General features: G+C 69.2%; 15 protein-coding genes and 2 pseudogenes. 14 read left to right on the top strand and 3 right to left on the bottom strand.

What is annotated here, in order from left to right:
• Nucleotides 1-24: 24 nt before the first annotated feature.
• Together ABZT06_RS25440 and ABZT06_RS25445 are read left to right on the top strand one after the other, a co-directional pair.
• Complete coding sequence (locus ABZT06_RS25440) at nucleotides 25-786, top strand: DeoR/GlpR family DNA-binding transcription regulator (protein ID WP_355745128.1); 762 nt, start codon at nucleotides 25-27, stop codon at nucleotides 784-786.
• A gap of 155 nt (nucleotides 787-941) precedes the next feature.
• Nucleotides 942-1,202, top strand: a complete 261-nt coding sequence (locus tag ABZT06_RS25445) for a hypothetical protein (protein WP_355745353.1) — start codon at nucleotides 942-944, stop codon at nucleotides 1,200-1,202.
• Nucleotides 1,203-1,221: 19 nt separating this feature from the next.
• On the opposite strand, the pseudogene ABZT06_RS25450 reads toward ABZT06_RS25445, so the two are convergent.
• Nucleotides 1,222-1,446 (bottom strand): annotated as a pseudogene (locus ABZT06_RS25450) (hypothetical protein); the annotation flags it as partial.
• 138 nt (nucleotides 1,447-1,584) lie between these two features.
• On the opposite strand from ABZT06_RS25450, the gene ABZT06_RS25455 reads away from it, so the two are divergent.
• From ABZT06_RS25455 to ABZT06_RS25480, 6 genes are all read left to right on the top strand, one after another.
• A complete protein-coding gene (locus tag ABZT06_RS25455) occupies nucleotides 1,585-2,577 on the top strand; it encodes an alpha/beta hydrolase (RefSeq protein ID WP_355745131.1) in 993 nt (330 codons plus the stop codon).
• A gap of 36 nt (nucleotides 2,578-2,613) precedes the next feature.
• Complete coding sequence (locus tag ABZT06_RS25460) at nucleotides 2,614-3,213, top strand: flavodoxin family protein (RefSeq protein ID WP_355745134.1); 600 nt, start codon at nucleotides 2,614-2,616, stop codon at nucleotides 3,211-3,213.
• A 47-nt stretch (nucleotides 3,214-3,260) separates the two neighbouring features.
• Nucleotides 3,261-3,653: a nuclear transport factor 2 family protein gene (locus ABZT06_RS25465; protein ID WP_355745137.1), complete on the top strand. Its 393-nt coding sequence runs from the start codon at nucleotides 3,261-3,263 to the stop codon at nucleotides 3,651-3,653.
• A gap of 24 nt (nucleotides 3,654-3,677) precedes the next feature.
• Nucleotides 3,678-4,376 (top strand): type 1 glutamine amidotransferase domain-containing protein, encoded by a 699-nt coding sequence (locus ABZT06_RS25470; protein WP_355745140.1) that lies wholly within the window; start codon nucleotides 3,678-3,680, stop codon nucleotides 4,374-4,376.
• A gap of 328 nt (nucleotides 4,377-4,704) precedes the next feature.
• Nucleotides 4,705-5,148, top strand: coding sequence for a PPOX class F420-dependent oxidoreductase (locus tag ABZT06_RS25475; RefSeq protein WP_355745143.1), 444 nt, complete (start codon nucleotides 4,705-4,707; stop codon nucleotides 5,146-5,148).
• A gap of 304 nt (nucleotides 5,149-5,452) precedes the next feature.
• Nucleotides 5,453-6,322, top strand: a complete 870-nt coding sequence (locus tag ABZT06_RS25480) for a helix-turn-helix transcriptional regulator (protein WP_355745146.1) — start codon at nucleotides 5,453-5,455, stop codon at nucleotides 6,320-6,322.
• Nucleotides 6,323-6,606: 284 nt separating this feature from the next.
• Here ABZT06_RS25480 and ABZT06_RS25485 read toward each other — a convergent pair.
• Nucleotides 6,607-7,446 (bottom strand): annotated as a pseudogene (locus ABZT06_RS25485) (helix-turn-helix transcriptional regulator).
• A 107-nt stretch (nucleotides 7,447-7,553) separates the two neighbouring features.
• A complete protein-coding gene (locus ABZT06_RS25490; protein WP_355745148.1) occupies nucleotides 7,554-8,423 on the bottom strand; it encodes a helix-turn-helix transcriptional regulator in 870 nt (289 codons plus the stop codon).
• A 407-nt stretch (nucleotides 8,424-8,830) separates the two neighbouring features.
• Between ABZT06_RS25490 and ABZT06_RS25495 the strand changes: the two genes are divergently transcribed.
• From ABZT06_RS25495 to ABZT06_RS25520, 6 genes are all read left to right on the top strand, one after another.
• Nucleotides 8,831-9,163: a carboxymuconolactone decarboxylase family protein gene (locus ABZT06_RS25495; RefSeq protein WP_355745151.1), complete on the top strand. Its 333-nt coding sequence runs from the start codon at nucleotides 8,831-8,833 to the stop codon at nucleotides 9,161-9,163.
• A gap of 180 nt (nucleotides 9,164-9,343) precedes the next feature.
• On the top strand, nucleotides 9,344-10,360 hold the full coding sequence (locus ABZT06_RS25500; protein ID WP_355745154.1) for a zinc-dependent alcohol dehydrogenase family protein: 1,017 nt from the start codon (nucleotides 9,344-9,346) through the stop codon (nucleotides 10,358-10,360).
• A 24-nt stretch (nucleotides 10,361-10,384) separates the two neighbouring features.
• Nucleotides 10,385-10,546, top strand: coding sequence for a hypothetical protein (locus tag ABZT06_RS25505; protein WP_355745157.1), 162 nt, complete (start codon nucleotides 10,385-10,387; stop codon nucleotides 10,544-10,546).
• Nucleotides 10,547-10,590: 44 nt separating this feature from the next.
• Nucleotides 10,591-10,962, top strand: a complete 372-nt coding sequence (locus tag ABZT06_RS25510; RefSeq protein ID WP_355745160.1) for a DUF2255 family protein — start codon at nucleotides 10,591-10,593, stop codon at nucleotides 10,960-10,962.
• Between the two features lie 67 nt (nucleotides 10,963-11,029).
• The gene (locus tag ABZT06_RS25515; RefSeq protein ID WP_355745163.1) at nucleotides 11,030-12,616 is read left to right on the top strand and encodes a Na+/H+ antiporter; all 1,587 of its coding nucleotides are present in this window, start codon (nucleotides 11,030-11,032) and stop codon (nucleotides 12,614-12,616) included.
• Between the two features lie 56 nt (nucleotides 12,617-12,672).
• A complete protein-coding gene (locus ABZT06_RS25520) occupies nucleotides 12,673-13,635 on the top strand; it encodes an amidohydrolase family protein (protein WP_355745166.1) in 963 nt (320 codons plus the stop codon).
• The last annotated feature ends 58 nt before the right edge of the window (nucleotides 13,636-13,693 follow it).

The following is a 13,693-nucleotide window of genomic DNA, read 5'->3' on the forward strand; positions in this document are numbered from 1 at the left end:
TTCACGGTGGTGTTCAATCGCGGTATGAACAACGCAGACCGGCACGGGCTGATCGCCAAGGTGGTCAGGGACTCCGGGGGTGCCACGGTCCAGGAACTCGCGGAGCTGACCGGCGCCTCGGAGATGACCATCCGGCGCGACCTCGATTCCCTCGCCGCCCAGGGTGTCCTCGAACGCGTCCGGGGTGGGGCACGCACCCTGCTGCTCCGGGGCGAGGAGCCCCCCTTCGGGTTGCGCGCCCACGAGGCGGTCGACGCCAAACGCCGGATCGCCGCCGAGATCTCCGCGCTCATCGCCGACGGTGAGAGCGTCCTGCTGGACAGCGGCACCAGCTGTCTGGAGGTCGCCCGGCTCCTGCGCGAGCGGCCCGTCACCGTGATGCCCTTGTCGCTGCAGGCCATCCACCTGCTCGGCGAGGCACCCGGCCCGGCCACCCTGGTCGTGCCCGGCGGCCAGCCCCGCGCCGCGGAAGGAGCCCTCACCGGCCCCCTCACCCTCGCCTCCCTGGCCGCCCTGCGCTTCGACACCGCCGTCGTCGGTTGCTGCGGCCTGACCGCGGCCGACGGCCTGACCGCCTACGACCTCGACGACGCCGCGGTGAAAAAGGCGGCCATCGCCTCCTCCCGCCGCGTCATCGCCGCCGCCGACGGCAGCAAACTCGGCCACACCGCCTACGCCCACGTCGGCCCCGCGGCCCTGGTGCACACCCTCGTCACCGACGCCTCCGCGGCCGTCGGCGAGGTCACCGCACTCGAAGCGGGCGGAACTGTCGTCCGGAGCGTGTGACCTTGCACCCCGGCCGTCAGCCCGTTGACGCCCGGATGAACGAGGCGGCCCTCTCGCCGATCATGATGGCGGGGGCGTTGGTGCCGTAGGTCCGTTTCGGGCGGGTCGACGGTCCCGCCCGGCGTCGGCAAGCCCGTCGCGACCGTGCGCGAGGCGTGGACAGACGCCTGGACACCTACCTGGCGGCCGTCCGCCCCGAACTCCGGGCGGACACACAGGTCCTCGGCATCCATGTGTGGACCACGCTGCACGGCCAGCTGGTGCTGTGGCGCACCCTGCTCACCTGCCTGGGTGACAGCGAGGACATCCTGATCGAGCTGGAGGAGTCCCTGCTACGGCGGCTGCGCAGTCCCTCCGGGGCGATCGGCCCGGCATGCGCAAACCGTCCAGAAGTACGGCGAGTTGCCGGCCGGTGAGGTCGACGGCGGCCTCGCCCCCTGGAATCCGGGATGGCGGGGAGACCGTCATCAGGGCCAGGTCGTCGGTGTTCACGTCCGTTCGGAGCGCCCCCTCCCGCTGAGCACGGCCCACCAGATCCTCCAGATCCGCCAGCAGGGCGTCCCGCGCGGCGACCAGGGCCGGACCGGACTCAGTGGTGCGCCTGCGGGAGACAGGAAACCATCGCGCTGCCTCGACCTGGGTCTGACAGGGCCTGCGCACCTCGGCCGCTGGCCGGCGTCACCCTGCCCGACCCGGCACTACACGCTGGGATCCGCGAAGCGCCCCCGAGGAATGAGACGGGGAGTCGTCTGCCCGGTAATTCATATCCAGGGGACGATTTCTTCCCCCCCATCGCAAGTGGACATCACCCCGACACCGGCGAATCATGGTGCGCGGACCGCCAATCGGCGGAACAGGGGCGAAAAGGGGACAGGCGGCATGGTTGAGTCCGTTTCATTCAGGAACAAGGCAGTAGAAATCGCGGGACACCTTCACCTGCCGGACGACTTCGACGAAACAAAGAAGTACCCGGCCCTGGTCGGAATTCATCCGGCCGGCGGCGTTAAGGAACAGACCATCGGCCAGTATGCGAAGCGGCTGGCCGCCCACGGATTCGTCACCGTGGTCTACGACTCCTCCTGTCAGGGAGCAAGTGGTGGCGAGCCGCGTCTCCTGGAGGACCCCACCACCAGAGTGGAGGACGCCCGCTGTGCGGCGGACTTCCTCACCACTCTCCCGTACGTCGACACCGAGCGGATGGGCGTCTTCGGTATCTGCGCCGGCGGCGGTTACGCGATCAGCGTGGCGCAGACCGAACGTCGCTTCAAGGCGGTGGCCACCGTCAGCGCGGCTCCGATGGGCGAGGGCTCCAGAGGCTTCCTGGGGCACCTGTCCCCGGTGGCCGAGCAGATCGAGACCCTGGAACTGGTCGCCCAGCAGCGCACGGCGGAGGCGCGAGGAGCAGCACCCGCCTACGCTCCCTTCGTCCCGGAGACGCTGGAGGAGATCGACGACAACACGCCGGACCTCCTGCGTGAGGGATACGACTACTACCGGACTCCCCGTGGTCAGCATCCGAATTCCAAGGGCCGTTTTCTGCTGACCAGCATGGACAAGATGTACGCGTTCTCGGCGTTCGACCAGATCCCGGAATTGCTGACCCAGCCGCTGCTTCTCATCGCGGGAAGCAAGGCGGACACAAAAGTGTTCAGCGACCAGGCGTACGAGCTTTCCAACGGCCCGAAGGAACTGTTCGTGGTCGACGGCGCGACGCACATCGCCATGTACGACGTTCCGGAGTACATGGACCAGGCGCTCACCAAGATGGTGAAGTTCTTCGCCGTCCTTTAGTCCCGCCGAAGAAATCATTCAAGGAGAACAACCACCATGTCCCATCCCGGCGAGCCCATCGTCGCCATCGCCTTTCATTCGGGCTACGGCCACACGGCCGTCATCGCCGAAGCCGTGGCCCGTGGCGCCGCTGAAGCCGGCGCCGAAGTCGTCTCGATCCCCGTCGACACCATCACCGACGAACAGTGGGCACAGCTGGACGCCGCCGACGCGATCATCTTCGGTTCCGCCACGTACATGGGCACCGCCTCCGCCGCCTTCCACGCCTTCGCCCAGGCCAGCAGCAGGCGCTGGTTCCCGCACGCCTGGGTGGACAAGCTCGCCGCGGGCTTCACCAACTCCGGCGCGAAAAGCGGCGACAAGTCCTCCACCCTGGGCTACTTCGCCACCCTGGCCGCCCAGCACGGCATGCACTGGATCAGCCTGGGTCTGCAGCCGGGCTGGGATTCCACCAAGGGCAGCGAGGACGACATCAACCGGCTGGGCTTCTTCCTGGGCGCCGGCGCCCAGAGCCCGACCGACGCCGGCCCGGAGGCGGTCCACACGTCGGACATCGCCACCGCGGAGCACCTGGGTGCGCGCGTCGCACGCCAGGCCACGATCTTCCGCGCCGGGCTGGCCGCCCTCGCCGCCTGATCACAGGACCTCTTTTCCGCATCACCCACCCCCGCAAGGAGCACAGCATGTCCGACTCCCCGCACCTCGCCCTCATCCGCCGGGTCTACGAGTCCCGAATGGCACCCGAGGTCACCAAGGAGGTGATGGCTGCGGACTTCGTCTGGGACATCACCCCCGGCTTCCCGAACAGCGGCGTCTACCACGGCTGGGACAGCGTGGCCGCGGACTTCTTCGGCAGAACGATGTCGAACTACGAGTCCTTCGGGGCGGTGCCCGAGGAGTTCTACGCGGACGAGACCGGCCATGTCTTCGTCTACGGCCACTACCACGCCGAGACCACAACGGGAAACAAGGCCGACGTCCGGTTCATCCACCTGTGGACCGTCCGCGACGGCAAGGCCGTGAGCATGCGTCAGGCCGCCGACAGCCACGTCCTCCAGGAAGCCCTCAAGGGCTGACCCTCCCCTCATCAGGAGCTCCCCATGGCGAAGATCCTCTTCGTGATCACCGCGTCCGACCACTGGACCCTGGCCGACGGCACCCGACAGCCCGCCGGCTTCTGGGCCGAAGAGGCCATCGGCCCCTACCAGGTCTTCAAGGAGGCCGGATACGAGATCGCGGCCGCGACCCCTGCCGGCGTGCCACCTACCGCCGACGCCCTCAGCCTCACCGCCGAGTTCAACGGTGGCGAAGAAGGCGCCGAACGCATGCGCACCGCCCTGCGCGAGGCCACCGAGCTGGCGCATCCGATGCGCATCGAGGACGTGGACATCGACGAGTACGTGGCCGTCTTCTACCCCGGTGGCTGGGGACCGATGGAAGACCTGCCCGACAACGCCGCCTCCGGCAAGCTGCTCACCGACTGGCTCGCCTCGGGCAAGCCCGTCTCCCTGGTATGCCACGGCCCCGCCGCCCTGCTCGCCACCATCGGCCCCGACGGCACATCCCCCTTTTCCGGCTACCGCCTGACCGGCCTGTCCAACGCCGAGGAGAAGCAGAACGGTCTCGCGGACCGCGCGAAGTGGCTGCTGCAGGACCGCCTCGTGGGCGAACTCAAGGCCGACTACCGCGAGGCCGACCCGTTCACCCCGCACGTCCAGGTCGACCGCACCCTCTACACCGGCCAGAACCCCTACTCGGCCGTCCCCCTCGCCCAGGAACTCGTCAAAGCACTCAGCTGACGGGCTGACGCAAGCGCGGTCCTGACCCGGGTGAGTCCTCGGCTGCCGAGTTCTGTTGAGCCCGTCGCAGACCAACCCCAGCAACACGTCGTCCAAGCTCGCTGCATGCCGCTTCATGACGAGCCGGCTCTGCTGTGCGCCGGCCGCGTGGCGGCCTGCGGGGACGTCGATCATGCCCCTGCTCTGCTCGCCTATCGTCTGCCGATCCACAGGTGCCGGGGGAAGCTCACGAGTCGGCGTGTCGGCCTGGAGCGGCTGATCAGGCGGTCACCCGCTGTGGACCCGGCGAACCAATTCACATGCACACGCATACAACTATGGTGGACCCATGACCGCTTCTTCCTCCCTCTCCCCTCCCTCCTCCTCTCCGGACGGCCATCCCTCCCTCGACGACTGGGTCCGTGCCCTGCTCGACGGCAAGAACTACGCCACCGTCGCCACCATCGGCCCCGACGGGTCCCCGCAGAACTCGGTGGTCTGGATCAAGGGCGAGGGTGACACCGTGCTCTTCTCCTCCCTCGACCACCGCCAGAAGGTGCGCAACCTGCGCCGCGACCCCCGTATCAGTGTCTCGGTCTACGACCTCGCCAACCCCCACACCGCCGTCGAGATCCGGGGAACCGCCGAGATCGTCCCGGACGAGGGCAAGCGCCTCCTGAGCGAGCTCTGGCGCAGGTACCTCGGCGTCGACCTGCCTGCCGCGAAGCACGACGAGGACCGCGTGATCATCCGCGTCGTGCCGCGGAAAATCATCGGCGTTCCGGGGGCGTGAGTCTCCCACCCGAGGGGGCGGTACGGATGATGACGGAGTCCGGGAAGCCGGTTCCTGAGGCGTTCGAAGATCTGGGCATCCATCCACCGAGCAGAGCTTGCGCAACAGCCGCGGCGATCTACGGCCGGTCAGCCACCTCGTAGGAGCCAGCAGGGCCCGGACTCGGCCCGGTGCGCACGCGCGCCCTGGGCCACCGGCCGTTTGCAGGACCGACCACGGACTCAAGAGGATCCCCCTGGCCGATCAGCCAGGGGAGGAATCCGTACCCCCCACAAGATGCCGCGTTTGTGCCAGGCTGAAGGCCATGAACCGCAACCCTCATCTGAACGAGCTGGGTGAGTTCCTCAAGGCCCGTCGGGCCGAACTCACCCCCTCCGATGTCGGCCTCCGCGGCGGGCCACGACGGCGTGTGAAGGGGTTGCGCCGCGAGGAAGTGGCACTCCTCGCCGCGATCAGCACCGAGTACTACACCCGGATCGAGCAGGGCCGGCTCCAGGCGTCGGCTCCCCTCCTCGACGAGATCGCCCAGGCCCTGCGACTCAACGACGACCAACGCACCTACCTCTTCGACCTCGCGGCGAAGGAGAGGGTGCGTCCGTCCGTGTACCGCGAGCGCCAGCAGGTGGACCCGCAGCTGCAGCGCATGCTGAACGATCTCACCGCCTCCCCGGCCTTCGTCATCGGCCGGTGCACCGACATCCTCGGCTGGAACCGGCTCGCCGCCGCCCTGTGGACCGACTTCGGGCGCTACCCCGAGCAGGAGCGCGTGTTCGTCCGGTTGCTGTTCACCGAACCCTGGATGCGGGAGCTGTACGTCGACTGGGAAGAGGTCACACGGCTGGCCATCGCCCAGCTGCGCATGGAGAGCGCGCGCTACCCCGACGACCAGCCCCTCACCGCGCTGGTCGAAGAACTCTCCGCCCGTGACGCGCAGTTCCGGCAGTGGTGGACCGAACACGACGTCGCGATGCGGGGTCAAGGCGTCAAGAAGCTCCGGCACCCGGTGGTGGGCGAGCTGACGCTCGACTGGAACACGCTCACCTGTGGCACGGACCCCGACCAGCACATCATCGTGTGGAACGCCGAACCCGGCACCCCCTCCCACGACGGACTGCGCCTCCTCGCCTCCTGGGCCGCCGACCAGAAACCGACGGCGTCCGACGCGACGACCTGAACCCTGCCGTGGGGGGAGGATCCGTCCCGCCCCGGAGACCCCAGACTGCCGCACCCTGCGCGGGCCGGCCCGGTTCCGCGGTCCATGACGCCAGGAACAGCAGGATGGCGTCCCGCCGAGTGGTGTAGCCGATCAAGCTGACGGAATCCTCAGGTCGCGGCCTGAATTGCACGCGCCGGAGGCTCCGTTGAGGCTCCCGGGACCGGGACCAGCGGCGATCGCACGACGGCTGGCTGCGGCACGTACCGGACGGCTCCAAAGCGGAAGCGACGGACGGTGATCGGCTACACCACGACCGGGGACACGACCAACAGCAGCCCGTCGTGGGACGGGGTACCGGGATCGGCGGTCGCGACCACCAGCTTCTGCGTGGGGTCAGCGATGCAGGTCAGACTGTCCCAGTCGAGGGTGAGGTCGCCGACGATCGGGTGGTGCAGCCTCTTGGCGCCCATCCGCCGGCCGTTCATCTGGCGCCCCGCCCACCACTGCCGGAAGTCGGCGTCCGCGACGGACAACTCACCGACGAGCGCCGTCAGTCCGGGGTCGCCGGGGTACCGGGCGGCCTCCATGCGCAGATGGGCGACGCAGGTGCGGGCGTTCGTCCTCCAGTCGAGGCAGAGCGCTCGGAAGGCGGGGTCGGTGAACATCAGCCGCGCGTAGTTGCGCTTCCTTGCGGGCACATCGCCGAAGTCGGTGAGCAGAGCGGCCGCCAGGGGGTTCCAGGCGAGGATGTCGAGGCGCCGCCCGAGGACGAGTGCGGGAGTCGTGGTCAGCTCGTCCAGGATGCGTCTGAGCTGTGGGTGGACCCTCTACACCGCCCGGCGGCGCGGTTCGCACTCGCCCCTCGCCGCCAGCTCGAACAGGTGGTCGCGCTGGGTGTCGTCGAGACGCAGGACGCGGGCGAGCCCGGCGAGCACCGACCCCGACACGGAGGCGCGCCCCTGTTCCAGCCGCGCGTAGGTGCAAGTGCTGATCCCCACGAGTTGAGCGACTTCCTCTCGGCGCAGCCCCGGAACTCGCCGGGGCGTCCCGGACTCGGGCAGACCGACGGGCCGCGGGCTGAGCTGGGCCCGGCACACCTTGAGGAATTCTCCCAGTTCAGGGAATCGCACTTTGGTGTACATAACAGCGAGTGTCGCAGTATTCAGCCGAAATGTAAGGGGGAGATTTCTTTCCCGGGTTTGTCGTCCGTCCTTCGCCTATCGGCAGGGGGCGATGAGATGGACGTATATCAGCCGCGCTGACAGGACGTGAGCCCGCCGGGCGGACCGGTGGCCCGCGAGGCGAGGGCGCGCAGTCCGTCGTACGACGGTGTGCCCGGCTCCGCCGTCCAGACGACGAGTTCCTGATCGGGACCGCTGCCGCAGACGAGGGTGTCCCAGTCCAGGACGAGGTCGCCCACGAGCGGATGATGGAACCGCTTGACGCCCTGCCCGCGTGACGGCGCGCGACGGCTCCCCCACCATCGGCCGAAGTCCTCGTCCTCCACGGAGAGTTCGCCGACCAAGCTGATCAACCGCGGATCCTCGGGGCATTTGGCGGCCTGCCTGCGCAGATGGGACACGCAGTCACGGGCGACGGCCCGCCAGTCCGCGTAGAGCGTCCGCATGGCGGGATCGGTGAAGAGGATACGGACGCAGTTGCGCCTGCTTTCCGGCACCTTCGCGAAGTCGGTGAACAGGGCAGCGGCGAGCGGATTCCAGGCCAGGATGTCCATGCGGCGACCGAGCACCATGCCGGGACTCGCGGTGAGATCGTCGAGCAGGCGGCGCAGCTGCGGGTGCGCCTTCTGCGCGGCGGGCCGGCGGTGTCGTGCCCGTGGCCGGCCGACCAGCTGGAACAGGTGGTCGCGCCGGTGATCGGACAGGTGCACCACATGGGCGAGCGTGGCCGGCACCGAGGCGGACGGCTGGATGCGGCCCTGCTCCAGACGTGTGTAGTAGTCGGTGCTGATGGCGGCGAGCAGGGCGACCTCCTCCCTGCGCAGACCGGGCACCCGTCGGCCACCGGTGTCGGGCAGACCGACGGCGCGGGGGGTCAGCTCGGCCCTCCGCGTCTTGAGGATTTCTCCCAGCTCCTTCAGATGCGCGTCGCCGGTCATGGCGCCAGTGTGGCATCGCTCGGCCGCCGGGAGGGGGGTAAGGATTTCTCCCCTGGATAAGGGGTTCCCCGGATGGAATTCTCCCCTTGCAGGTTCCTGGGAAAGTGACACGCTCGGTGGCGTGACCGCGGGAAAGAATGATTTCCCGGATGTCACCGATATCCAGTATTCCCGTGGAAGGCGGAGGAGGCGAGGAGAAACAGTGCGGACGGCTGTCCCCTTCCTCGGCAACGCGCTGGCCTTCACCGGTGGCCCCCACACTCCGGACACCCCTGCCAGACGCCTCGAAAGCCACTCGTGCCACTCCTCCCGCCCTCGCCTCGATCCACGGTCCGCAGCCCACCCAGCCCCGGTCGACGGCCGGGCAGCGTGAAGCCCCCCCCACCCCACACCAGGAGCACCACCTCATGTCCGAACGGAAGAAGTTCGCGCCGCCGGCCATCCAGGAGTTCGCCCCCAAGCTCGCGGAGGTGACCGACACCGTCCTGTTCGGCGACATCTGGGAGCGGCCGGGCCTGTCCCCGCGCGACCGCAGCCTTGTCACCGTCACCGCTCTGGCTTCGCTGTACCGAGCCGACCAGCTCGGCTTCCACCTCGGCAAGGCGCTGGAAAACGGTGTCACCAAGGACGAACTGGTCGAGGTCATCACCCATCTGGCCTTCTACGCCGGATGGCCCAACGCCATGACTGCGATGACCCAGCTCAAGGAGATCGTGGACAAGGCCGACCGGTCCGGCTGACGCCTCTTCGCCGTGCGCCGGCACCACGCCCAAGAGCCGGCACGCCATGGATGCGCCCCTTGGCGAGGAGCGGCGGCACGGGGCGACGCCCGAACGTTTCACCGTCGACATCAGCGGCCCGCGTCACAGGCGCGCCCGCCTCTGACGGCACGACAGACACGACAAGAGCTGGGAAGGCCCATGCGAGCAACCATCATTCACTCGCCCGGTGACATCCGGGTGGAGAACGCCCCCGAGCCGAAGATCGCGGCGCCGACGGACGCGGTCATCCGCACCGTCGCCACCTGTGTGTGCGGCTCCGACCTGTGGAGCTACCGGGGCGTCCTGCCGGTCGCCGCGCCGCAGCCGATCGGTCACGAGTACGTCGGTGTCGTCGAGGAGATAGGCAGCGACGTGTCGACCGTCAGGCCGGGGCAGTTCGTCATCGGTTCCTTCGTGGCCTCCGACAACACCTGCCCCAACTGCCGGGCCGGCTACCAGACCTCCTGCCGGCACGCACAGTGGGTGAACGGCGCCCAGGCCGAGTACCTCCGCGTCCCCCTCGCCGACGGCACCCTGGTCGCCGTCCCGGAGCAGCCGGACGAGGAGCTGATCCCGAGCCTGCTGACCCTGTCCGACGTCATGGGCACCGGCTGGTACGCCGCCAGGGCCGCCGAGGTCGGGCCCGGTTCGACGGCCGTGGTCGTCGGTGACGGCGCGGTGGGCCTGTCCGGAGTCATCGCCGCGAAGGAACTGGGCGCCGAGCGGATCATCGCCATGAGCCGGCACGAGTCCCGGCAGAGGCTGGCCCTGGAGTTCGGCGCCACCGACATCGTCACCGAGCGGGGCGAGGAAGGCGTCGCCCGGATCAAGGAGCTGACGGACGGTGTGGGTGCCGACTCGGTCCTCGAGTGCGTCGGTACGCAGGAGTCGATGCGCCAGGGCCTGCAGTCCGCGCGTCCTGGTGGCAACGTCGGCTTCGTCGGCTTCCCGCACGGTACGCAGATCGACGGCCAGGAACTCTTCTTCTCCCACGTCGGCCTGCGCGGTGGCCCCGCTCCGGTGCGCGCCTACCTTCCCGACCTGATCGACCGCGTCTTCGACGGCCGTATCAGCCCGGGCAGGGTCTTCGACCTCACCCTGCCCCTGGACGAGGCCGCCGAGGGTTACAAGGCCATGGACGAGCGCCGCGCCATCAAGACGCTGCTGCGTCCGTGACCCGAGGGAACGGGACCGACAGCCTTGATCAGCCAGGCCATCACCACCGTCGAGGCGTACTTGGATGCCTTCGCCACCCGCGACATGGAGTGCATCCTCTCCCCCTTCGCACCTGATGCGCCTGGACGATCCGGCGGCATCACCCGCACCCACCTCGGTGAGCCCCTCACCACCACTCCGACCTGACGACGGGGTCTCCCCCACCGGATCACGAGGATGGGATCACACCGATGACAAGCTGGACAGGCGAGGAACTCGAGCGCATCGCCGAGGCAGACGAACTGGAGATGGCCCCGCTCCGGCGTGACGGCACGCTGCGCGCACCGGTGCCGATCTGGGTCGTCCGCGACGGTGACGATCTGTACGTCCGCTCCTTCCGCGGTACGCGCGGCGGCTGGTGGCGCACCGCCGTCGCGACCCACGCGGGCCACGTCCGCTCGGGCGGGGTCGACAGGGATGTCACCTTCGCCGAGGTGCCGGACCCGGGGACCAACGACCGCGTCGACACGGCGTACCGGAGCAAGTACGGCCGTTTCGGCGGCGCGTACGTCGATCCCATGGTGGCCGCGCGTGCCACGACGCTGCGGCTGCTGCCCAGATGACCAGGAAGATCCCCGTCGAACCCGCTGAGCCGTCACCGCCGGCCGGCCCAGCACCGGAGTAAGTGTCATGATCGGTCTCGAACTCGTCGTCGTCCTGGGTGCGGCCGTGCTGGCGGGGAACTTCCTGGGACAGCGCTTCCGGGTCGCCCCGCCCGTCGTGCTCCTGGTCCTGGGCGCACTCATCGGTCTCGTCCCGGCGGTCCGCCAGACCCAACTCCCGCCCGAAGTGGTGCTGTTGCTCTTCCTTCCCGTACTGCTGTACTGGGAGAGCCTGACCACGTCGATGCGCGAGATCCGGACCAACCTGCGCGGCATCGTCCTGCTCAGCACCGTGCTGGTGATCCTCACCGCGGGTGCGGTGGCGGTCGCCGGGCACGCGCTCGGGCTGCCGTGGGGACCGGCGTGGGCCCTGGGCGCGGCCGTGGCACCCACGGACGCCACAGCGGTGAGCGCCCTCGCCGGATCCCTGCCGCGCCGCCAGATCACGGTCCTGCGTGCGGAGAGCCTCGTCAACGACGGCACCGCCCTGGTGATCTACGGCCTGGCGGTCGGTATCACCGTGGGCGAGGAGCACCTCACCCTTCCGCACGTGGGCGCGCTGTTCCTGCTGGCGTACGGCGGCGGAGCCGCGGTCGGTGTCACGGTCGCCTGGGTCAACATGAACCTGCGCCGCCGCCTGGACGATCCCCTGCTCGGCAACCTCGTCATGATCCTCGCGCCGTTCACGGCATATCTGCTGGCCGAGCTGATCCACGCCTCCGGTGTCCTCGCGGTCGTGGTGAGCGGCCTGATCATGGCCCAGGTGGCGCCCAGCCTCATCCGCGCCGAGCACCGCCGCCAGGCCCTGGCCTTCTGGCCGCTGGCCACGTTCATCATCAACGGCGCGCTGTTCGTCCTGGTGGGAGTGGAACTGCAGTACGCGCTACGGCACTTGAGCCGGTCCGACCTCAGGGACGCCCTCATCGCGATCGCAGCGGTCAGCGTCGTCCTGGTCGCGGTCCGGTTCGCGTTCCTGTTCTCCTCCGCCTACCTGATCCGCGCCATCGACCGACGTCCCGAGCAACAACTGCGGAGAATAAGCAACCGGGCCCGAGTGGTCAGCGGGTTCGCGGGCTTCCGGGGCGCGGTGTCGCTGGCCGTGGCACTGTCCGTGCCGGAGACCCTTGACTCCGGTGCGCCGTTCCCCGGCCGGGCGTTCATCGTCTTCGTCACCTCGGGCGTCATCGTGGTGACCCTCGTGGTGCAGGGTCTGTTGCTGCCGGGCGTGGTGCGCTGGGCCCGGCTGCCGCGCGACACATCCGTCGACGAGGAGCAGATCCTCGCCGAGACCACGGCCACCGAGGAAGCCATCAAGGCGCTGCCCGAGCTCGCGGCCGAACTGGGCACCACTCCCAAGGTCATGGAGTGGCTGCGACAGGAGTACGAGGCCAACCTGGCGACGGTACGGGCACGGGGCGCGGGCACCGACGACGATCCCGCCCTGCTCCACAACCGCCACTACACCGACCTCCGCCTCGCCCTGATCTCCACGAAGCGCGCGACGGTCGTCCGCCTGAGGGACGAGGCGCAGATCGACGACACCGTGCTCCGCCGGCTCCAGGCGGCCCTGGACAACGAAGAGGTCCGGCTCGCCGGGGGCGAGCAGGTGGAGTAGCGGAAGCGACCACCTGGCCGCCACGTTCCAAGCCCACGAGAAGGAAGCTCGCCGCCATGGCCTCCTGCCTCATCGACGTCCACGCCCACCACCTGCCCGACTTCTACGTCCAGCAGGTGACCGCGGCGGGCCACGCCCACCCCGACGGCATGGATGGCTGGCCGTCGTGGTCCGTGCGGGACCACCTGGATCTGATGGACCGCAACGGCATCGACATCGCGATGCTCTCCCTTTCCTCTCCCGGCGTGCACTACGGCGACGACAAGGCGGCCCGCCTCCTCGCCCGCCGCGTCAACGAGTACACCGCCGAACTGGTCCGCGACCACCCCGGCCGTTTCGGCGCCTTCGCATCGCTTCCACTGCCGGACGTGGACGGCGCGTTGGAGGAGATCGCCTTCGCCTTCGACCAACTGGGCGCCGACGGCGTGGCGTTGCTGACCCACACCCACGGCGTGTACCTGGGCGACGCCCGCCTGGAGCCGGTGTTCGCCGAGCTGGACCGCCGGAAGGCCGTGGTCTTCCTGCACCCCACCTCACCCGTGTGCTGGGAGCAGTCCGCCCTCGGCAGACCGCGCCCGATGGTCGAGTACATCTTCGACACGGCCCGCACGGTCACGGACCTGGTGATGGTGGGCGTCCTGACCCGCCGTCCCGGCCTGCGGGTGATCGTGCCCCACTGCGGTGGCGCGGTTCCCGTCCTGGCCGACCGCATCAACGAGTTCATGAAGCTGTTCCTGCCCGCCGGGACAGCGCCCGCCCAGGACGCGGTGCAGCAACTACAGGGCCTGTACTACGACATGGCGGGCACGGCCTTCCCCCGCCAGGTTCCGGCCCTCCTGAAGCTGGTCGACCCCGACCGCGTGCTCTTCGGCAGCGACTACTGCTGGACGCCCGCGCCCCTCGCCGACGCCCACATCGCGGCGATCGACACGGCCGCCCCACCGACCGAAGACACCACGTGGCGCACGCTCACCACAGCCAACGCCTTGCGCCTCTTCCCGCAGGCACCCCCACGGTGATGACGAACGTCGAGTGACCCGATGTCCAAGGCCCGGTTGTCACCCCGGCGACTTCACG

Origin of the sequence: Streptomyces sp. NPDC005483 (assembly GCF_040606035.1) — a bacterium.
Classification (GTDB): domain Bacteria; phylum Actinomycetota; class Actinomycetes; order Streptomycetales; family Streptomycetaceae; genus Streptomyces.